The organism is Nitrospira sp. (assembly GCA_016788885.1).
In the GTDB taxonomy this organism is placed as follows: Bacteria; Nitrospirota; Nitrospiria; order Nitrospirales; family Nitrospiraceae; genus Nitrospira_A.
The window spans coordinates 239,599-259,214 of sequence record JAEURX010000052.1; the positions used below are offsets into that span (position 1 = coordinate 239,599).

Sequence of the window (19,616 nt, forward strand, 5' to 3'; positions counted from 1 at the left end):
CCTGCACAAACAAAGTCGCAATCTTCTCACACCCGCTCTCCATGCGATTCTGGCTCTTGCCTTTGCTGTCGCCGCCTGAGTAGAATCCGTGAAACATTGCCGACAAGAGGCGTTCTCAATGATCAAACTGCTCCGCGAAGCCGCTCACGACTATCCTTGGTTTTTGAAATCCATCATGGGCATCCTCGCCCTCGCGTTCGTCATTACGATGGGCTGGTGGGGATTCGGCCAGCAAAGCGATAACGTGGTGGCGTCCGTCGGTGACCAGATCGTCCCGCTCGACGAATATCGACGAGCCTATGAAAATACGTATCGTTTCTACAAGGACAAGGGACAGAACGAGATTAAAGACGAGTTCCTCAAGCAGTTCGTGTTGGACCAGCTCATCGACAATCGCATGTGGCTGCACGTGGCGAAAGAGATGGGCCTCACGGTGTCGGACGAAGATTTGCGGAAAGCGATCATGCAGCGAACAGAGTTTCAGAAGAACGGCAGCTTCGACCCCGAGTCCTATCGCCGCCTGCTGGCAGCCAATCGTCTCACTCCCGCATCGTTCGAAGCGATGGAAGCCAAGGACATTCTCACCAATAAAGCCCGGCTGGTCATCATGGACGCCGTGGCCTTGACCCCATCGGAATATGCCGAGGCGCAGACCCTGGCCTCACGCGAAGGGGAATCTGATCCGGCCAAAGCTGCGATCATCAAGGAGCGGGTGCATCAGAATCTGTTGTTCCAAAAACAACAGCGTGCCCTGATGGCCTACTCGGAATCGATGAAGAGCAAAGTCCCCGTCAAAATCCACAAAGAACTCATGTAGCGCTCGGCCATCCCGTCCCGAGCAACATCGCGTCCCCATAACTGTAAAACCGGTACCGTTGCGCCACCGCCTCCTGATAGGCAGCGCGCAATGATTCCACACCCACGAACGCGGACACCAACATCAGCAATGTAGTCCGTGGCAAATGAAAGTTCGTCACCAGCGCATCGATTACTTGAAACTGAAATCCTGGCGTGATGAACAGCTCAGCCGGTCCCTGAAACGGCTCGATGCCACGTCCTCCGCTGGCCGCCGTCTCCAGCGCGCGCACCACGGTGGTCCCGACCGCCACCACACGATTCCCGCGCCGTTGCGTCCGGTGGATCTGCTCGACCGTGGAGGCTGACACCTCCACCTGCTCCGCCAACATCCGGTGGTCCTGGATGTGCTCGCTCTTCACGCTGCGAAATGTGCCGGGGCCGACGTGTAGCGTCACCTGCGTCAACCCGATTCCCTTGGTCGTCAGCGACTCCAACAATGCCTCGGTGAAATGCAGCCCTGCAGTCGGCGCCGCAATCGCACCTTCATGTTGTGCAAACACCGTCTGGTACCATCCCTGATCTTCCGGTGACGGATCACGCTTGATATACGGCGGGAGCGGCATCGTGCCGGCCGCGTGCATGAGGTCGTACACAGTGGTGACGCCTCTGACCAGCAACGTAGTGCGAGCCTGGCTCCGTTCCACGATCTCGCCGCTGGCGCCACCCGGGAAATCAATCATGGCCCCCGGTCGGAAACGTCCCTTGATCAACACCTCCCACACATTGTGCCCAAGGTCCTGCACAAACAGTAGATCCAAACATTTGCCGTTCGATCGCACCTGCGCAGGGACTCGTGCAGGCATCACTTTGGTATTGTTCACGACCACCAGATCGCCGGGACGGAGTAGGAAGGGCAGATCCCCCACGCGGCGATGGGTCCTTGCACCACTCGCTCGCTCCATGACCAGTAATCGCGCCTGATCGCGTGGGAGCACAGGATGGTCGGCCACAAGCGCCGGGTCGAATGGGAAGTCGAACTCGCTGAGCAGCATTAGGGGGTTGGAATGACCGGCATCAGCAGTTGCGACCGCGCGGCGTTATGCAACTCGGTGCCGGGATAATAGTATTGCAGAATACTGTTGTAGGAATAGCCGAGTTCAGCCAATTCTTTTGCGCCCCACTGGCACAGCCCCACCGCATGGCCTGCCCCGTATCCGGCAAAGACCACGTCGGCACCAATTGATTCCACTTCGAACTGGGTACTCGGGATGACCGTGTATCCCGCGGCCTTTCGAAGATCTTCGCCGCGCAAGATTGTCTCGCCGCCTGAATGGAGAATCCGTAAGCGGGCCACACGCCCGGCCCGACTATAGGCAATCGGGGTAATCGTTGCAATCGTGCCCACAGAAAATCCCTGGTGGCGGAGATTGTGCTCCAGCAGATCAATCTTCACACTGGCTTTCCATTGGTAGTAGGGCGACTCCAAATCAAACGGACACTCGACTCCTTTTAAATAAGGCAGGTCTTTGTTGGCCCACACATTCACCGCATCCTCGGTGGGGCCGGCGGCGGTGGAGGAGAACGCGGCATAGATCGGCGCCTGCTGATGGGTCACCACAATCCCCCGCGTCGATTCAACCGCGTCTTCCACCCGGCGATCCACACCGGTTCGTCCACGGTAGACCTGATCGTGAATCGTGGCAACGACGTCATAGTCCCTGGAGGCGCTGAGCATCTTGTTGTACAGCGCATAGGTTCGCGCAGCCACCGCCTGGACCTTTAACATTTCCGGATGCCACGCCGAACTGACTTCGGCGGGCACCACGCCTTTCACGTACTCTTCCAAGTCAACCTGGTTTGTGATCGCCAGCGCATGCCCCTTCCGCGACACCCGCACCGCCCCACTGATCGGCAACGGGGTCCCCGCGCCGCCCCCTCCGTCTTTCCCGATGACCAGGGTCAAGGTGTGCCGAAGGGGGCGAAGCTGGACCTGCCCGCCCGCGAGACGTCGACCATCGAGATGCAACCCATCTCCCCGGGCAGTGAGATGGATCGGCCCGTGCAGCGTCTTTGCTTCACCGCTCTCGCTAACCAGGGCAAACGCACCGTCCGAGCGCACATCGAGGAACGGTGCTTCCTGCGCCAACAGCACCCGAATGGATTCAGCAGAAGCGGGATGGACAGAGACGAAGAGCAGACACACCATGCCCACCGCAGCGACGAGCCTCACCAAGCGATGTCGAATCATCGGCGAAAGAGCCATGAAAGGATGTACACGAGGAGGCTCAGCAGAATGCTGAGCACGAGACTGGTCGCGATCGGAACATATAGACTGAATCGCTCTCGCGTGATCGAGAGATCACCGGGTAATCTGCCGACCCACCCAAGCAGTGAACCGAGACCCGGCCATTTTTCTGTCAGCATCAGTATCGTACCGACTGCCGCGAGGGCCAATCCCACGACGATCAAAAACCGTCCGATCCCGCTCCAGGCATCCATTATTCATTGTATCAAACATTCGGCGATTTGAACGGCGTTGAGGGCAGCGCCCTTCCGCAGGTTGTCACTGACGACCCACAGATTCAACCCGTTGGTGATCGACTCGTCGACGCGAACCCGCCCCACATAGACCTCATCCTTGCCGGATACGTCAAACGGCATCGGGTAGAGTTTCTTGACTGGATCATCATAGACAATCACCCCGGGCATCTCAGCGATGGCCGCCCGGGCGTCATTGGCCTGAAGCGGACGCTCAAGTTCCACGTTGATCGCCTCGGAATGACAGCGCAAGACCGGCACACGCACCGTGGTCGCCGTGACCCGCAACAACGGCATCTCGAGGATTTTTCTGGTCTCCTGCACGATCTTCACCTCTTCCGAGCAGTCGCCGCCGTCGCCGAACGATCCCACCTGAGGGAGGAGGTTGAACGCAATTTGATAGGGATAGACCTGTACTTTTACATCCTGAAAGGAGATCAGTGCCTTTGTCTGGTCCACCAATTCATCCATGGCGGCCGATCCAGTGCCGGACACCGACTGAAAGGTGGTGACGACGACGCGTTTGATCCCCGCCACATCGCGAAGCGGCTTCAGCGCCATCACCAGCGGCGTCGTCGTGCAATTCGGAATAGCCACAATCCCGCGCGTCATGGACCGCAACGCTGCAGCATTGACCTCCGGCACCACGAGCGGGACATTCGGATCCATCCGGAAAACCGCACTGTCATCGATCACGACCACACCCGCCGCGCCCAAACGTGCACCATACTCACGGCTGATGGCATCGGTGGCGGAAATAAAGACGATGTCGACGCCGGCAAAGGATGACGCCTCCGTCAGTTCTTCCACCTTGTACTCTTTCCCCTGACATGTGAGTACCTCGCCGGCTGACCGCTTGGACGAAAAGAGCCGCAGCGTCTCGATCGGGAAATTGCGTTCTTCCAGAATCTCAAGACTTTCTTTCCCAACCGCTCCGGTCGCCCCCAACACCGCCACCGTATAGGCCTGTTTCTTCTTCAACATCATGCTGTCCTTATGCCGATGCCGTCAGAACCCGGATGCGGTGGTTGAACGTATCCGCCACATACACGGTCCCGGACGCATCGACCGCTACGCCGAATGGATAACTGAGACTGCCTGCCAATGCCTCGCCGCCGTCGCCGCCGTACTGCGCGACACCGGTTCCAGACAAGCGCGTAATCGTCTTCGCGCGCCCGTCCCATACCCGGATCAAGTGACTGTCAGAATCCGTCATGTACACCCTACCGTCGCCACCGGCTGCAATGGCCGCCGGACGAGAAATGCTCGCCGAGTGCGGCTCTTCCGGCCCCTGGTATCGATAGGGGCTCCCGTCTCCCGCCACCGTCGTGATCTGACCCGTTGTCGGATCGACCGATCGGATTCGGCTATTGAAGGTATCCGCGATATACAGCACGCCATCAGCGCCCAACGCGACGCCGCTGGGTCCGGCCAAACTGGCCTCTGTGGCAGGCACCTGATCACCGCTGTACGCGGCCGTGCCGTCTCCAGCCACGGTGCTGATCACACCGGTGGCCAGATCCACCCGGCGGACGCGATTGTTGCTTTGATCGGCAATGTAGAGCGACTCGTCGTTGACGGCTAACCCGGTCGGCTCATTGATCGCGGCCTGAGCCGCCGGCCCACCGTCGCCGGAATAACGCGCCTGCCCGGTCCCGGCCACATGACTGATAATGCCCGTCGTGGCATCGACCTTCCTGATCCGATGGTTCATCGTGTCTGCAATATACAGATTGCCCGCACGATCAACGGCTACAGCACTGGGAAAATTGAGACGGGCACGACGTGCAGGACCGCCATCTCCCGAGTCCTGCTCGACGGTCAATCGCCCACCGGTCACATAGCGGACGGTGCCACTTAAATCCGTTACCTGGGTATAGGCCTTCGTTTTGTCATCGGAACTATCGGCAAAGGGATCGTCATCCTCTGCGGGCTGCACCACCGTCGGCTCCGGGGGCGGCACCGGGCCTGCCTTCCCGGCAGGCTCGCTTCCCGCGACGGTCGTGATCAGCCCGGTCCCACGATCAACCCGCCGAACCACGTGATTCTCGGAATCCGCGATGTACAGGTTCCCCTGCGCATCTACGCACAACCCCTTCGGCTCATTCAAGGATGCCGCAACAGCGAGCCCACCGTCACCGGCATACCCTGGCTCGCCGTCCCCCGCCACGGTTTCAATGATGATTCCAGATTGTGCTGCACCCGTTGTCATAGAACTTATGCGGGAAGGTTCTGCAGGATGGCATCACCCATTTCCGTGGTTCCGACCAACCGCATGCCTTCTGCGTGAATATCTTTGGTGCGGAATCCCAGTTCAAGGGTCTTGACGATTGCCTGCTCAATGGCCGCCGCTTCCTTCTCCAATTGAAACGCGTACGACAACATCATGGCGGCAGAAGCAATCGTCGCAATCGGGTTGGCAATGTTCTTCCCGGCGATATCCGGCGCACTGCCATGAATCGGCTCAAAAAGCCCGACCTTGGCGCCGACACTGGCGGAGGGCAGCATACCGATTGATCCGGTCAGCATGGCGGCCTCGTCGCTCAAAATATCACCGAAGATGTTATTGCAGAGCAGCACATCGAACTGCCGCGGATTCCGTACCAACTGCATCGCACAGTTGTCGACGTAAATATGGCTCAAGGCCACATCGGGGTAGCCTTTTTGGACCTCGGTCACCACCCGTCGCCACAGCTCGGACGACTCCAGGACGTTCGCCTTGTCGACCGACATCACCTTCTTGCGACGCTTGCGCGCCGCGTCAAACGCCACCACGGCGATCCGGCGAATCTCTTCGGTCGTATAGACTTCGGTATTGATCCCGCGTTCGCCGCCACCAGGCAACGGTTCAATCCCCTTCGGCTTACCAAAATAGATGCCGCCGGTGAGTTCACGAATCACCAGCATGTCGATCCCCTCGATGACGTCGCGGCGCAACGTGGAGGCATCAGCCAGCATGGGATACAGTTTTGCCGGACGCAAATTCGCATACAGCCCCAGTTGCTCTCGCAAGCCGAGCAAGGCCCGCTCGGGGCGAAGGCTATAGTCCAGCCCTTCCCATTTCGGGCCGCCGACGGCGCCGAGTAACACCGCATCGCTTTGCTTGGCAATCGTGAGGGTCTCTGCCGGAAGGGGCACCCCGACCTTGTCGATGGCGTGGCCTCCCACATCGGCCGCCTGAAACTCGAACGTATGCCCATACCGCGCTGCTACGGCCTTCAACACCTTGACCGCTTCCGGAACAATCTCGCGGCCGACTCCATCACCAGCTAGGACTGCAATTCTCGCTTTCACGTCGCGCTCTCCTCTCGGCTATTCAACGATCGCCTCGTCCTCCACCTTCCATGCGGGATCGACGAGGCAGAGAAATTCGATTGCGCTCGTCCCGGTATTCAGCAGAGACTGTTTGGCACCGGGCGGCACGTAGACCACGGATCCGGCCTCCACCGGCATGGACTCCTCATTCACCTTCATCACGCCGCGGCCGATGATGAAGTAATACACCTCCGAGGACGTCAACCGATGCCAGAGCGACTGTTTCCCCGGATCGAGCAGTCCATGGGCCAGGCTATAACCCAATTTCAGGTCGGCCTTGGCCGGGTGCAACAACTCCCGCAACCGCGTATGATCGCCGGCTAAAAATTCAGGGCAGTGCTTCAGATGCGTGCCGAACATACGGTTCCTTGATGCTGTCTGGTGCACAAGCTGAGGTCGCCCCGTCCGATCGGTACACCCGTACCGACCGAACGGAGGAATCTACCTTGCTGGTTGGGATCAAATCAAGCTGACCTTCTGAACCCCTTCCGCCTGCTTCGCCGCAAAATAGGCCAACTTGTTGAGCGCATTGAGATAGGCTCTCGCCGCTGCGGTAATGATGTCCGTATCGGCGCCATGGCCCGACACCGTCCGGCCATCTTCTTCGAGACGCACCGAGACTTCCCCTTGCGCATCTGTCCCGCCGGTGATGGCATTCACCCCGAACATCAGCAGTGTGCTTTTCGTCTGGGTCATGGCGGCAATCGTCCGGTAGACCGCATCCACCGGTCCGTCGCCTGTGCCGCTGTGAGAGACCAGCTTTCCATCGATCTCCAGTTCGACCGTGGCTCTCGGCGTCTTATTCGTTCCGCTTTCGACATGAAACGACTTCAAGACTACGCGCTCGGACATCTTGGCCACTTCTTCGGAGATGATGACCTCGAGGTCTTCTTCGTAGATCTCCCGCTTCTGGTCCGCCAACCGCTTAAACCGCTCAAATGCGTGGTTGACCTCTTCTTCGCTCAGCTTATAGCCCAACTCCTCCAAGCGTTGACGGAACGCATGGCGTCCGGACAGTTTGCCCATCACCAACTTGACCTGCTCCAACCCGACAGACTCCGGTCGCATGATCTCATAGGTGTTCTTATCCTTGAGCAATCCGTCCTGATGGATGCCCGAGGTATGGGCAAACGCATTGGCTCCGACGATAGCCTTGTTCGGCTGAATGACCATGCCGGTGATCTTGCTCACTAACCGGCTGGTCTTGGCGATTTCCTCCGTCACGACCTTGGTGTCGGCCCCATACCAATCCTTACGGGTCCGGAGCCCCATCACAATTTCTTCCAGCGAGGTATTGCCGGCTCGTTCGCCGATGCCATTGATGGTGCACTCGACCTGCCCGGCTCCTGCCACGACTGCCGCCAGGCTATTCGCCACCGCCATGCCCAAATCGTTATGACAATGAACAGAGATGACCGCCTGGCCGCTGTTCGATACTGTGTCTTTAATTCGCTTGATGAGGCCGCCGAACTCTTGCGGCACGGCATACCCCACCGTATCGGGAATATTGATCGTTCCGGCACCCGCCGCAATCACCGCCTCGATCACTTCACAGAGATAGGCTGGATCAGACCGGCTGGCGTCCATGGGAGAAAACTCGACGTCATCCACGTAGGTGCGCGCCAATTGCACCATTTCCACCGCCCGCTTTTTTGCCTCCTCACGCGTCATGCGGAACTGATGCTTCAAATGGATATCCGACGTGGAGAGAAAGGTATGGATACGGACCTTGGGCGCTCCTTTCAAGGCTTCCGAGGCTCGTGTAATGTCTTCCGGACGAGCCCGCGCAAGGCTGCAGACCACCGGCCCCTCGACCTCCAAGGCGATCCGCCGCACCGCCTCGAAGTCTCCCGGCGAACTATACGCAAACCCAGCCTCGATGATATCCACGCCGAGGCGCGCCAGCTGCTTGGCGATCATAAGCTTCTCTTCGACGTTCATGCTCGCCCCCGGCGATTGCTCGCCGTCCCGTAACGTCGTATCGAATATTCTGATCATCCGCGTCATGGCCTACCTCCTCCTAAGCTCCAGCATGCTCAAGCGGGTGTTCCAACACGGCCGCAGGCGAAGAAAACACCGGCGGCGTACCCTCTCGGGTACGTTGAGGATGTTTTCGAGCCGAGAACAACATTGGAAACCTGTTTCAGCATGCGAACAATAAAAAAAGCCTCCGCCCCGGGACAGGGACGAAGGCCTTGCGAGCTTCGTGGTACCACCCTGATTCAGCGTCGGATGAAGAGCATCTTCACCCGGCACCCTCATTGAATCCGTGACGCGGATCATTCGGGACTTATTACCACCCCGTCGTCGAGGCTTCACAAGTCCGGCTCGGAGGCGAGTTCAGGAGGCTACCGGCTGGTTCGCACCGTCCACCAGCTCTCTCAGTTCGGTTGCTTCTCCCTACTACTCCTCGTCAGCGCCCAGACTACTCTCTCGAATCTAATACCGGCCCATCGACTTTCGTCACCGGTTTCCCAGCGCCTTTAGCAACGACCGTCCACAGGCGTGCGAGCGGCCCCGACACAGCATAGCCGCTGAACGCTACGAACAGCATAGCCTGAGGCCAGGCGACAATCAACATCAAGGCCAAAATGCCCCACACCAGATACGTAAAGTGATCGCCCTTCTTGAATTTCAGGTCCTTGAAGCTGCGATACTTGATCGTGCTGACCATCAAAAACGCCAAGGCAAACGTAATCACCAAAATGAGCAGCGGTTTGACTTCCGCACCAAGCTGGGTGATGTGCAAATCGAAAATCACCAGCGAGGCGATCACCCCGGCGGCCGCCGGAATGGCCAGGCCCGTGAAGTATTTGCTGTCGGACGTACTCACCGTGGCGTTGAAGCGAGCGAGCCGGACGGCACCCATGGCCACGTAGGCGAACATCACCGCCACACCAAACATGCCCTGTCCGCTCAGCGCGTAGGAATAGATCAACACACCGGGCGCCACACCAAACGACACCACATCGGACAGCGAGTCGTACTCAATACCAAACTGCCCGGTACTATTCGTCAGGCGCGCCAGCTTTCCGTCCAGCATGTCGAAGATCATGCCCACCAGGATAGCAATGGCGGCCGACAGATGCTGTCCGTTGAACACCGACAGGATCGCAAACACGCCACAAAAGAGGTTCCCGGTGGTACAAAGATTGGGAATCAGGTACATGGCCTGCCGCTTCCGGTTCCCCTTCGCAAATGGAGGTTTCATGGTCGGTGATTTCATCGGAGTTCCCCCATGATGGTTTGGCCCCCTTTGACCCGCTCGCCTATCGACACACAGATCTTGGAACCCAGCGGAAGGAACGTGTCCATCCGCGAACCAAACCGGATCAGTCCGAATCGTTCCCCACGCTGCACGCGATCACCCTGCCCAACCCAGCAGACGATCCGGCGGGCGATCAACCCGGCGACTTGTACGCAGAGAACCTTCGCGCCGGATTCGGTCTTCAGCATCACGGCATTCTGTTCATTCCGGAGCGTCGCCTCCGGCTTACTCGCCACCAGAAACTGCCCGGGCTGATAACTCACCCCTTCTACGGTTCCGGCGCAGGGCATCCGGTTCACATGCACGTCAAACACGTTCAGAAACACCGTCACCCGGATGCTTTTTTCCTTCAGATACCGTGGCTCGAACTCTTCCTCAATCGCAATGACCTTGCCGTCTCCCGACGAGACCACCACGTTGGGTTGCTGCGGGATGGTGCGGCTGGGGTTCCGAAAGAACCACCCGGTAAACAGCAGGAACCCACCGGCCACCACCGTAGGAATCGTCCATCCCGCCACCCCACAGATCAGGGTCACTCCGGCAAGCCCACCGACAAAGGGCAAGCCTTCTCTGACAATCGGAATCCCGACGGCGCGATCAGCCATACACCTCCAGGCCCTCTTTTATGCTACCACGAGAAGCCCGGCTACAGGGTTAGTTTTTGTTCTTATCGACGAGTTGATCTTTCTTCAGCCACGGCATCATAGACCGGAGCCGAGCGCCGACTTCTTCAATCGGATGACCTTCGCCCTTTTTCAGCAGGGCATTGTAGACCGGCCGGTTGGCCTGATTCTCGAGCACCCATTCCTTGGCAAACTGGCCGCTCTGAATCTCGCCCAGGATCTTCTTCATTTCCTGCTTGGTCTCGTCGGTCACCACGCGCGGGCCACGGGTAATGTCGCCGTACTTCGCCGTCGTGCTGATTGAATACCGCATGTTGGCAATGCCGCCCTGGTAAATCAAATCCACGATCAACTTCACTTCGTGCAAACACTCGAAGTAAGCCATTTCCGGCGAGTACCCGGCCTCGACCAGTGTCTCGAACCCAGCCTGGATCAACGAGGTCAACCCGCCGCACAAGACCGCCTGCTCGCCAAATAAATCCGTTTCCGTCTCTTCTCTGAAATTCGTCTCGATGATGCCGGCCCGTCCGCCGCCCACCGCGCTGGCATAGGCCAAGCCGACTTGGCGAGTGTTGCCGCTGGGATCCTGATGCACGGCCAACAGACAGGGGACTCCGCTGCCCTTGGTGTACTCGGATCGGACGAGATGGCCAGGCCCCTTGGGCGCAACCATGAAGACATTGACGTCGGCCGGCGGCACGATCTGCCCGAAGTGGATATTGAATCCATGACCGAATGCCAGATAGGACCCGGGCTTCAAGTTCGGCGCAATATCCTGGCGGTAGATCGCCGCCTGCGCTTCATCCGGCGCGAGGATCATGATGACATCGGACGCCTTGACAGCATCAGCCACCGGCATGACCTTCAGCCCGCTCGCCTCGGCCTTTTTCCACGAACTGCCTTCACGCAAGCCCACCACGACACTGGCGCCGCTTTCTTTGAGATTGAGCGAATGCGCATGGCCTTGGCTGCCATAGCCGATCACGGCCACTTTCTTTCCGCGGATGAGCTGTAAGTCGGCGTCCTTGTCGTAATAGATCTTCATACATCACTCCTGAATATTCATAGGGCACATGGATGGAAGCAACAGCTGCACAAGAGAGGATACGCGCTACTCGCGAGCGAGCTTCTTCGGTTGGCTGACGGCCGGCCGGATCGCCTCACGCGCAATCGCCACTCGCCCCGTCCGAATCAGCTCCTTGATGCCGAGCGGCTGGAGCAGGTTGATGATGGCCTCGAGCTTTTTGGGATCTCCGGTGACCTCGATGGTATACGTCGAGGGCGTCGAATCGATCACGTTGGCTCGGAAAATATCTGCGATGCGCAGGGCTTCGGCACGATCCTCTGCCTTCGTATGGACCTTGATCAACGCCGTTTCCCGTGAAACGAAATCGCTCTCGTTCAGATCCACCACCTTGATCACATCGATCAGCTTGTTGAGCTGCTTGACGATTTGCTCCACGATGCGCTCATCCCCTGACGTCACAATCGTCATCTGCGACATCGAAGGGTCGAGAGTCGGAGCCACCGACAAGCTTTCGATATTGAACCCACGACCGCTGAACAAACCGGCCACGCGGGATAACACCCCAAATTTATTTTCTACGGTCACCGAAATAATGTGTTCCATGGAATTCCCACAAGCGCACAGCCGATAGCCTCTGCGCCTCCACCGAAGAGAGTCCTTCTCCCCGGTTCGAATCAGGCACGGCATCACCGGCCGGCAGCCCATTTCTCCTACGCGGTAAGGATAGTGTCTTTGCTTTCGTCGGACCCCGCACTGGGTCCACCTGCCATGCGCTGCTTCAACTCAGGCGGATCCTCGAGAATCATTTCATGATTGCAGCCGCCGGCTGGAATCATCGGATAACAATTCTCGAACGGATAGGTCGGGACATCCACGATCACCGGCTTCTCGGTGCTGATGGCTTCCTTCAGGACAGCGTCGAGATCCCCTACCTTGCTTGCGCGCAACCCAACCGCGCCATAGGCTTCAGCCAATTTCACAAAATCCGGCGTCGTTTCCAGATAGCTCGAGGCATACCGACCTTCATAGAACAGGTCCTGCCACTGACGCACCATGCCGTGGAACCGATTGTTCAGAATAATGACCTTGACCGGCAACTTCGACACCACGGCCGTCGCCATCTCCTGCATGTTCATTTGAATGCTGCCGTCGCCGGCCACGCAGAGGACCAGTCGATCCCTGAAGGCCGCCTGCGCGCCCATTGCTGCCGGCAGACCGAAACCCATCGTACCCAACCCACCCGACGTCAACCAACGATTCGGCCTGGCCAATTTAAAGTACTGGGCGGTCCACATTTGATGCTGGCCCACGTCCGTCGCCACGATCGGATCCCGATCCTTGGTCAATTCATACAAGCGCTTGACGACATGCTGCGGCTTGATCGCACCATCGGATTCTTGCTGATAGGCCAGCGGATGCGCCTGCTGCCATTCGCGGATCTGATCCCACCAAGGCTTGCGCAGATCTTTCTGACTCCCGTTGACCGTGGCCCGGAGAATCTGGTTCAACTCCCGCAACACGGCGTTGCAATCCCCCACGATCGGGATGTCGACATGAATATTCTTCCGGATCGAGGTCGGGTCGATGTCGATGTGGACCACCTTGGCATACGGGCAAAATTCCGACACCTTTCCCGTCACCCGATCATCGAAACGTGCCCCCACTGCAATGACCAGATCAGAATAATGGACGGCCATATTGGCGCAGTACGTTCCGTGCATGCCCATCATGCCCATCGACAACGGATGTTCACCGGGGAACGCCCCGAGGCCCATCAGCGTCATGTCGACGGGGATCTGCGTCATCTCCGCCAATTCCAACAATTCCTTGGCCGCCTGCGAAAACACCACGCCACCACCGACGTAGAGAATCGGTTTCTTCGCCTTCATGATGGCTTCAGCGGCCTGCTTGATCTGCCACTTGTTGCCCTCATACGTCGGATTGTAGCCGCGGATCGCTACGGAACTGGGGTAAGTGAATTCGGCTTTCGCCATGGACACGTCTTTCGGGATGTCCACCAGCACCGGCCCCGGTCGTCCGGTCGTCGCAATATAGAAGGCTTCCTTGATCGTCGTTGCCAGGTCGTTCACATCCTTCACCAAGAAATTGTACTTGGTACAGGGACGACTCAAACCGATGTTATCTGCTTCTTGAAATGCGTCGTTGCCGATCAAGCTCGTGGACACCTGCCCGCTGATACACACGAGCGGGACTGAATCCATATAGGCATCGGCCAAGGCGGTAATCACGTTGGTCATACCGGGGCCAGATGTCACCAAACAGACCCCGGCTTTCCCCGTGGCCTTGGCGTACCCTTCCGCCATGTGACCGGCTCCCTGTTCGTGCCGGGTCAAGACCACCTCGATGTCCTTTTGCTGGTGCAGCATGTCGAAAATCTTCAACACGACGCCGCCCGGCAAGGCGAAAATCGTTTTCACGCCTTCGGCCTTCAAGCACTCGATCAGGATTTCAGACCCTGTCAACTTCATATCAACCTCCCCTTCGCACATCGAGGCGAAGGACGTGACGTCTGAACTAATACCAATACCGCACTGCGGCGCAGTTGCGACACAGATTGCTACGATCTTTCTGAAAAATCAATGGGTAAGATGGCGGATCGTATCACCAGCCATCAAGTGAGGTCAAGAGAGCCGGGATGCGAGCGCACTGCGCACCAGACTAGGGTCGACTTCCATCTCGTGTTATGCGAACGTGCGCGCTGTGCTGATGCTGGTACCGGAGATTCCCTATGCGCGTCACGATCATGTCCCGCCGCGATTGTCACTTGTGCCATGTAGTGACCCGCGTGGCGTCGCAGGTGCAGGAGGATCTCGCCTTCCACCTGGCCACCATCGATGTCGACAGCGACGAACACCTCCGACGGCAATACGGTGATCGTGTCCCTGTGGTGCTGCTGGACGATCGGGAAATTCTTTGCGGCAAAGTCACCGGGGGAGAGCTTCGCGAGGCAATTAAAAAAGCGCGTTGGAGGAACCCTATAAGCCGGATTCTGTCCCGCGTGAAGCTTGCGCTCACACGGGGGTGATCATTTCTCTGGGACTCGAGTTACCTCGAGCCTCAAGCAACCTACCCGGAGACCTCGGCCGGGCCGGCCTTTCCGCTGAGCGCTTGCGAGCCCGCGGGCGTCCCCCTATTTGGTCTTGCTCCGGACGACGCTTACCGTGCCGTTGATGTCGCCATCACCGCGGTGGGCTCTTACCCCGCCGTTTCACCCTTACCTGAGCCGATGGAGTGACCGAAGTCGCTCACACCGGCCATCGGCGGTTTGTTTTCTGTGGTGCTGGTGTCGGATCGCTCCGCCTGGATGTTATCCAGCGTCCTTGCCCTTGGAGTCCGGACTTTCCTCCCGTCGAGCACGCTCGACGAGCGAGCACCCGTGTCCCCCCAGCGCGCGAGAAAAGTATACGGGCCGGTGAGAAGGGATTCAAGCCGCGCCCCGTCGCGACTAATGAAGCGGCGGCAACTCGTGGTTGGGCGCTGGTGGCTTGGACTGGTAAATCGGCATCGCCTCCCCCATCCACTCCTCAAGCTGTTGAATTCTGGTTTCGTGACTCGGGTGTGTGGACATAAACTCCGACGAGGATTTTCCGCCGGAAAGCTCGCCCATTCTCTGCCACAATTGGATCGCCTCTCGGGGGTCATATCCGGCATCTGCCGCCAACAAGACGCCCACATAGTCTGCTTCCGACTCGTGCTTCCGGCTGAACGGGAGTAACACGCCGACCTGCGCGCCGACACCCAAGGCCGCCATCCCCGCCTGCGAGAGAACCGGATTGGCGCCGCTGACCCCGAGCGCGATGCCGATCGCCTGTAAAGTCGTCTGCGCCAGCGTATTCTGACTCATCCGCTCTCCGCCATGACGGGCCAACGCATGCACGACTTCATGGCCCATGACGGCCGCGAGACCTGCTTCCGTCTTGGCCACCGGGAAAATTCCGGTATACACGGCGATCTTTCCGCCCGGCAACGCAAACGCGTTCATCGTCTTGTCATCCTTGATGATGGTCACTTCCCATTCAAACTGATTCGCCATCTCGCTGTATTTAGATCGTTTAGCGGCCTCGATCACTCTCGCTGCCACCCGTTTGACCGGTTCGATCTCTCGCGGGTCGGTCGACGGCTTCATCTTGGGATCGCTCTTGACGTCGGCGTAGGCCTGCGCGCCCATCTGCACTTCTTGCGACATTGGCATCATCATCAACTGCCACCGGCCGGTGTAGGGATTGGTTTGACAGCCTGTTGTGATCAACAGGGTCAGGATACCGAACAGCAGCCATGGTCCCCGTGAGAATGCTCTGAATTGCCGCCGAGTATTCCCATTCCATTCATGCGCCATCACACGCCTCCGCAAATTGACCCGATTTGTAAGCTCTGCTAGATTACCGCGCCGCCCTACCCGTTTCCACTGGGAGTTTCACCGAGTGCCTGGCACTACCACACTCTCCTCTCTAAATCGCATCGGCATCGACGAATCCGGCAAGGGCGACTACTTCGGCCCGCTGGTGATTGCCGCCGTCTTCGTCACCCCGGCATCGGAACAGGACCTGGCCCTCATGCAGGTACGCGACAGTAAAAAAATTACGGATGGACGGATTCTGGAAATGGCGCCGGACATCCGACTGCTTTGTCCGCACAGCATCGTCGCCATCGGGCCACAGCGCTACAACGAGCTCTACGCCAAGATCAACAACCTCAATCGACTCTTAGCTTGGGGCCACGCGCGAGCGTTGGAAAATTTGCTGCAGCAGGTCGACTGCGACCTTGCGATTGCGGATCAATTCGGGGATGAACGGTTGATTCTCGCAGCGCTACAAGAGAAAGGGAAACAGATTCGGTTGGTGCAACGGACAAAAGCGGAGTCCGATCTCGCGGTCGCAGCGGCGTCCATTCTTGCCCGGGCGGACTTTCTGCTGCGACTTCAGCGACTCTCCCAGGAGGTGCATACCACCTTGCCGAAGGGCGCCTCAGCAGCAGTAGCGTTGGCCGGACGCATGGTCGTAAAGAAACACGGACGGGACCGATTGGGAACCGTCGCCAAACTGCACTTCAAGACGACGCAACAGGTACTGGCCGAGGGCTAATGCCCCGCACAGCGGATGAAGAAACGCGAGAGGCTCATGGATCGCGGCATGAAACGATTGAACGCTGCGGGTGTCACGGTGGGGGAAGTCGTCGTCAGCTAGACTGACTCTCCGACCTCGAGATCTTTGGCCTGGTCATGCGGCACGGCCGACTTCTCCACAAGGCCGGGCTCACCTTCCCAATACAACATTCGATAGCAATACGGGCACGCGTGCACATCGTCCCCCCGTTTAACTTGGGAGATCAGCTGTGGAGGCAGCTGCAACCGGCAGCCGACGCAAATGCCGTCTTTGACCAATACCAGGGCCGGCTCCTTGCGCATAGCCTTCAATTTGCTGTATCGCGCGAACAGCCCTTTTTCGACCTGCCCGGACAATTGTGCCTGCTTCTTCTCCAACTCGGCGAGCTCGGCCGCAAGCACACGATCCTTCTCGCCCCACACTGCCTTCTCTTTCACGAAAAGCGCTTCCGATTCTTTCAGCTGTGCCTGGGCCGCGGTGATGGTCCGCTGAGTCTGTTCGATCTGCTCCATGGCCAGCAGGATCTTCTCCTCGAACTCACCTCGCTTCTTATTGGCCAGCTCCACTTCGAAGAGATGCGCCTGGTACTCCTGATTCGTCTTCAATTGAGCGGCGCGGTCTTTCATTTTGCCGATCCGGTCTTCGTGCGCCTCCAGGTCCTTCTCGTGGCTGCGTCGTTCCTTGTTCACAGCGTCGAAGGACGTCGAGGCGTCCTGCAAGACTCGTTTCACGTCGCGCACCGGAGCCTCGCTCACCTCCAGCCGTTCGGGAATTCTTCGCCGCTGTTCTTTCAAATCGGCGATACGAAGATCAAGCTTCTGTAGTTCAATGAGGGGGGAAAGCTGTAGATTCAACGGACTCCTTCTGAATCGCTGAGGACGGCGCCGCGCTGGCGCTCCTCGCGCCGAAACGATCGGGGAATGCTCAGGCTGGTGGGCCCACTAGGACTTGAACCTAGGACCAGCTGATTATGAGTCAGCCGCTCTAACCACCTGAGCTATGGGCCCAACCCTGCCGGCCACTCCACGAACCTCAGTTCGCTTCATGGCACCTTGGCTCGAGCGGCATGATTTTAGGCTGCCACTCGCGTAGAGTCAAACAAGGCCCGGGACTCGGCGCTAGAGACTTTCTACAAAACTGCGCAACTTTTTACTTCGGCTCGGATGCCTGAGCTTCCGCAGGGCTTTTGCCTCAATCTGCCGGATACGCTCACGCGTCACTTCAAAATCCTGCCCCACTTCCTCCAGCGTATGATCGGTGGCTTCGCCGATACCAAATCGCTTGCGCAGGACCTTCTCTTCCCGAGGGGTGAGCGTTTCCAATGCGCCGTTGATTTGGCGCTGCAAATCATACCGAATGGCGGCTTCCAACGGCGAGACGGCTTTCTTGTCCTCGATAAAGTCGCCGAGATGGCTGTCTTCTTCTTCGCCGATCGGAGTTTCGAGGGAAATCGGCTCACGGGCGATTTTCAGAATCTTCCGCACCTTATCCAGCGGCAAATCCATCCGCTCCGCGATCTCTTCCGGCGTCGGTTCGCGTCCAAGCTTTTGCACCAGATGCCGGGAGGTCCGAATCAGCTTGTTGATCGTCTCGATCATATGCACCGGAATCCGGATGGTTCGTGCCTGGTCGGCAATCGCGCGAGTAATCGCCTGCCGAATCCACCAGGTCGCATAGGTGCTGAACTTGTAGCCACGCTTGTATTCAAACTTGTCGACCGCCTTCATCAAGCCGATATTGCCTTCTTGAATCAAATCCAGGAACTGCAACCCGCGATTCGTGTATTTTTTCGCGATACTCACGACCAAACGCAGATTCGCCTCCACCAGCTCTGCCTTCCCGCGCTTGACCTTTTCTTCCGCCACGTCCAGATGCTTGACCGCATCCTTGATCTCCTCGGAAGAGACCAGCGCCTCTTCCTCTTCCAACTGGCGGACTCGACCTTTCGCCGCCTGATAGTGCTTCTTGATGTCTTGCAGCACCTCTTCGGACAGGCTGGTTCTCCGTTTGACGGCCAACAGATCTTTGTGCGTGCGACACAATTTGCGGAGCAACTCAGCCCCCGCTTCACCACCGACGCCCAACCGGCGCTGGCAACTCGTCACCTCGCGCTCTGCCTGGCGGAACAGCAGATTGAGGTCGCGGACCCGCTGCGTCATCCGATCTTTCAGGACGCCATGCAGGTTGACGGATTCCATCTTGTCCACGACCTGTCCGCGAACGGTGTCGATCTGCTTGCGGAGCTTCTTCTGCTTCTCGGGATCGGCACCGACGTGACGGGCCTTGTCGTACAAGTCCTTCAGCGAGGCCGACACTTTACGAACCGCGTTCAAGGAATCCAGGGTCTTGACCCGCAGCTCCTCATAATCCTTTTCGACGGCCTCTTCCTCAAAGTCTTCTTCCGTCTCAACGACCGGCACAATCTCCCGCACATCGATCTTGCCGTTCTTGAGTTGGTCGCGCAGATTGAGGACGAATTCCAGGGTCATCGGCAAGCCGTAGACGACGGTTGCGATATCTTTCTTGCCCTCTTCAATACGCTTGGCGATCTCGATCTCGCCCTCGCGGCTCAGCAGCGCCACGCTGCCCATCTCTTTCAGGTAGAGCCGGACCGGGTCGTCGGTACGGCTGAGCGCCCCAGGGGTGAGGTCGATCTCTTTCTCGTTCTCCTCCGACGCATCCGCCTCTTCGCTTTCCTCGATGGTGTCGTCGCTGTCCGCGGCCTTCGGAGTGCGTTCAGTTTCAGCGGACTCCACAATTTCGATGTCCATCTCGCCGAACATGGTCATGATGGTACTGAACTGGTCGGACGAAACGACATCTGCCGGCAGTGTGCTGTTGAGATCGTCGTACGTGAGAAAGCCCTTCTCTTTGCCGAGATTAATGAGCTTCTTCACCTCGCCGAGTAATTCTTGTTTCGGCAT

At 58.3% G+C, this 19,616-nt stretch carries 17 protein-coding genes, 1 tRNA gene, 1 other RNA gene and 2 pseudogenes; 3 read left to right on the forward strand and 18 right to left on the reverse strand.

Annotated elements, in window-relative coordinates:
* The first annotated feature begins 118 nt into the window (after nucleotides 1-118).
* Nucleotides 119-817 carry a SurA N-terminal domain-containing protein gene (locus tag JNL86_14845; protein MBL8044190.1) on the forward strand — a complete coding sequence of 233 codons (699 nt, stop codon included), beginning with the start codon at nucleotides 119-121 and terminating at the stop codon, nucleotides 815-817.
* Here the strand turns inward: JNL86_14845 and queA are convergent.
* The 13 genes from queA to ilvB form a co-directional block, all read right to left on the reverse strand.
* The gene (gene queA / locus JNL86_14850; GenBank protein MBL8044191.1) at nucleotides 810-1,850 is read right to left on the reverse strand and encodes a tRNA preQ1(34) S-adenosylmethionine ribosyltransferase-isomerase QueA; all 1,041 of its coding nucleotides are present in this window, start codon (nucleotides 1,848-1,850) and stop codon (nucleotides 810-812) included. The two genes, JNL86_14845 and queA, sit on opposite strands and share 8 nt — an antisense overlap.
* The gene (locus tag JNL86_14855) at nucleotides 1,850-3,046 is read right to left on the reverse strand and encodes a SpoIID/LytB domain-containing protein (GenBank protein ID MBL8044192.1); all 1,197 of its coding nucleotides are present in this window, start codon (nucleotides 3,044-3,046) and stop codon (nucleotides 1,850-1,852) included. The genes queA and JNL86_14855 overlap by 1 nt, the downstream gene beginning before the upstream one ends.
* A complete protein-coding gene (locus JNL86_14860; protein ID MBL8044193.1) occupies nucleotides 3,043-3,297 on the reverse strand; it encodes a DUF2905 domain-containing protein in 255 nt (84 codons plus the stop codon). Before JNL86_14860 ends, JNL86_14855 begins: the two co-directional genes overlap by 4 nt.
* Nucleotides 3,298-3,300: 3 nt before the next feature.
* Nucleotides 3,301-4,320, reverse strand: a complete 1,020-nt coding sequence (locus JNL86_14865) for an aspartate-semialdehyde dehydrogenase (protein MBL8044194.1) — start codon at nucleotides 4,318-4,320, stop codon at nucleotides 3,301-3,303.
* 10 nt (nucleotides 4,321-4,330) lie between these two features.
* Nucleotides 4,331-5,548 (reverse strand): hypothetical protein, encoded by a 1,218-nt coding sequence (locus JNL86_14870; GenBank protein ID MBL8044195.1) that lies wholly within the window; start codon nucleotides 5,546-5,548, stop codon nucleotides 4,331-4,333.
* A gap of 5 nt (nucleotides 5,549-5,553) precedes the next feature.
* Nucleotides 5,554-6,630: a 3-isopropylmalate dehydrogenase gene (gene leuB / locus JNL86_14875; protein MBL8044196.1), complete on the reverse strand. Its 1,077-nt coding sequence runs from the start codon at nucleotides 6,628-6,630 to the stop codon at nucleotides 5,554-5,556.
* An 18-nt stretch (nucleotides 6,631-6,648) separates the two neighbouring features.
* A complete protein-coding gene (locus JNL86_14880; protein MBL8044197.1) occupies nucleotides 6,649-7,011 on the reverse strand; it encodes a cupin domain-containing protein in 363 nt (120 codons plus the stop codon).
* A 99-nt stretch (nucleotides 7,012-7,110) separates the two neighbouring features.
* Nucleotides 7,111-8,658, reverse strand: a complete 1,548-nt coding sequence (locus JNL86_14885) for a 2-isopropylmalate synthase (protein MBL8044198.1) — start codon at nucleotides 8,656-8,658, stop codon at nucleotides 7,111-7,113.
* A 418-nt stretch (nucleotides 8,659-9,076) separates the two neighbouring features.
* Entirely contained in the window at nucleotides 9,077-9,862 is a 786-nt protein-coding gene (gene pssA / locus JNL86_14890; GenBank protein MBL8044199.1) for a CDP-diacylglycerol--serine O-phosphatidyltransferase, read from the reverse strand.
* Nucleotides 9,863-9,873: 11 nt separating this feature from the next.
* Nucleotides 9,874-10,524 (reverse strand): phosphatidylserine decarboxylase family protein, encoded by a 651-nt coding sequence (locus tag JNL86_14895; protein ID MBL8044200.1) that lies wholly within the window; start codon nucleotides 10,522-10,524, stop codon nucleotides 9,874-9,876.
* 49 nt (nucleotides 10,525-10,573) lie between these two features.
* Nucleotides 10,574-11,587 (reverse strand): ketol-acid reductoisomerase, encoded by a 1,014-nt coding sequence (ilvC, locus tag JNL86_14900; GenBank protein MBL8044201.1) that lies wholly within the window; start codon nucleotides 11,585-11,587, stop codon nucleotides 10,574-10,576.
* A gap of 66 nt (nucleotides 11,588-11,653) precedes the next feature.
* Nucleotides 11,654-12,172: an acetolactate synthase small subunit gene (ilvN, locus tag JNL86_14905; protein ID MBL8044202.1), complete on the reverse strand. Its 519-nt coding sequence runs from the start codon at nucleotides 12,170-12,172 to the stop codon at nucleotides 11,654-11,656.
* Nucleotides 12,173-12,279: 107 nt separating this feature from the next.
* Nucleotides 12,280-14,058 (reverse strand): biosynthetic-type acetolactate synthase large subunit, encoded by a 1,779-nt coding sequence (gene ilvB / locus JNL86_14910; GenBank protein ID MBL8044203.1) that lies wholly within the window; start codon nucleotides 14,056-14,058, stop codon nucleotides 12,280-12,282.
* 260 nt (nucleotides 14,059-14,318) lie between these two features.
* Between ilvB and JNL86_14915 the strand changes: the two are divergent.
* Nucleotides 14,319-14,543: pseudogene (locus JNL86_14915) on the forward strand (glutaredoxin family protein).
* 9 nt (nucleotides 14,544-14,552) lie between these two features.
* Here JNL86_14915 and rnpB read toward each other — a convergent pair.
* An RNA gene (gene rnpB / locus JNL86_14920) (RNase P RNA component class A) lies at nucleotides 14,553-14,976 on the reverse strand.
* 59 nt (nucleotides 14,977-15,035) lie between these two features.
* A pseudogene (locus JNL86_14925) lies at nucleotides 15,036-15,851 on the reverse strand (M48 family metallopeptidase).
* Nucleotides 15,852-16,011: 160 nt separating this feature from the next.
* On the opposite strand from JNL86_14925, the gene rnhC reads away from it, so the two are divergent.
* Entirely contained in the window at nucleotides 16,012-16,671 is a 660-nt protein-coding gene (gene rnhC / locus JNL86_14930) for a ribonuclease HIII (protein MBL8044204.1), read from the forward strand.
* 98 nt (nucleotides 16,672-16,769) lie between these two features.
* On the opposite strand, the gene JNL86_14935 is transcribed toward rnhC, so the two are convergent.
* From JNL86_14935 to rpoD, 3 genes are all read right to left on the reverse strand, one after another.
* Nucleotides 16,770-17,546 (reverse strand): hypothetical protein, encoded by a 777-nt coding sequence (locus JNL86_14935; protein MBL8044205.1) that lies wholly within the window; start codon nucleotides 17,544-17,546, stop codon nucleotides 16,770-16,772.
* A gap of 76 nt (nucleotides 17,547-17,622) precedes the next feature.
* Nucleotides 17,623-17,699, reverse strand: a tRNA-Ile gene (locus JNL86_14940).
* 111 nt (nucleotides 17,700-17,810) lie between these two features.
* Nucleotides 17,811-19,616, reverse strand: coding sequence for an RNA polymerase sigma factor RpoD (gene rpoD, locus JNL86_14945; GenBank protein ID MBL8044206.1), 1,806 nt, complete (start codon nucleotides 19,614-19,616; stop codon nucleotides 17,811-17,813).

What these genes read in the sequence shown, in the direction of transcription:
- ilvN (MBL8044202.1), bottom strand. Translation starts at nt 12,172, where the DNA reads ATGGAACACATTATTTCGGTGACCGTAGAAAATAAATTTGGGGTGTTA.
- queA (MBL8044191.1), bottom strand. Translation starts at nt 1,850, where the DNA reads ATGCTGCTCAGCGAGTTCGACTTCCCATTCGACCCGGCGCTTGTGGCC.
- JNL86_14860 (MBL8044193.1), bottom strand. Translation starts at nt 3,297, where the DNA reads ATGGATGCCTGGAGCGGGATCGGACGGTTTTTGATCGTCGTGGGATTG.
- JNL86_14845 (MBL8044190.1), top strand. Translation starts at nt 119, where the DNA reads ATGATCAAACTGCTCCGCGAAGCCGCTCACGACTATCCTTGGTTTTTG.
- JNL86_14895 (MBL8044200.1), bottom strand. Translation starts at nt 10,524, where the DNA reads ATGGCTGATCGCGCCGTCGGGATTCCGATTGTCAGAGAAGGCTTGCCC.
- ilvC (MBL8044201.1), bottom strand. Translation starts at nt 11,587, where the DNA reads ATGAAGATCTATTACGACAAGGACGCCGACTTACAGCTCATCCGCGGA.
- JNL86_14880 (MBL8044197.1), bottom strand. Translation starts at nt 7,011, where the DNA reads ATGTTCGGCACGCATCTGAAGCACTGCCCTGAATTTTTAGCCGGCGAT.
- JNL86_14865 (MBL8044194.1), bottom strand. Translation starts at nt 4,320, where the DNA reads ATGTTGAAGAAGAAACAGGCCTATACGGTGGCGGTGTTGGGGGCGACC.
- JNL86_14870 (MBL8044195.1), bottom strand. Translation starts at nt 5,548, where the DNA reads ATGACAACGGGTGCAGCACAATCTGGAATCATCATTGAAACCGTGGCG.
- ilvB (MBL8044203.1), bottom strand. Translation starts at nt 14,058, where the DNA reads ATGAAGTTGACAGGGTCTGAAATCCTGATCGAGTGCTTGAAGGCCGAA.
- pssA (MBL8044199.1), bottom strand. Translation starts at nt 9,862, where the DNA reads ATGAAACCTCCATTTGCGAAGGGGAACCGGAAGCGGCAGGCCATGTAC.
- JNL86_14885 (MBL8044198.1), bottom strand. Translation starts at nt 8,658, where the DNA reads ATGACGCGGATGATCAGAATATTCGATACGACGTTACGGGACGGCGAG.
- JNL86_14855 (MBL8044192.1), bottom strand. Translation starts at nt 3,046, where the DNA reads ATGATTCGACATCGCTTGGTGAGGCTCGTCGCTGCGGTGGGCATGGTG.
- rpoD (MBL8044206.1), bottom strand. Translation starts at nt 19,616, where the DNA reads ATGCCGAAACAAGAATTACTCGGCGAGGTGAAGAAGCTCATTAATCTC.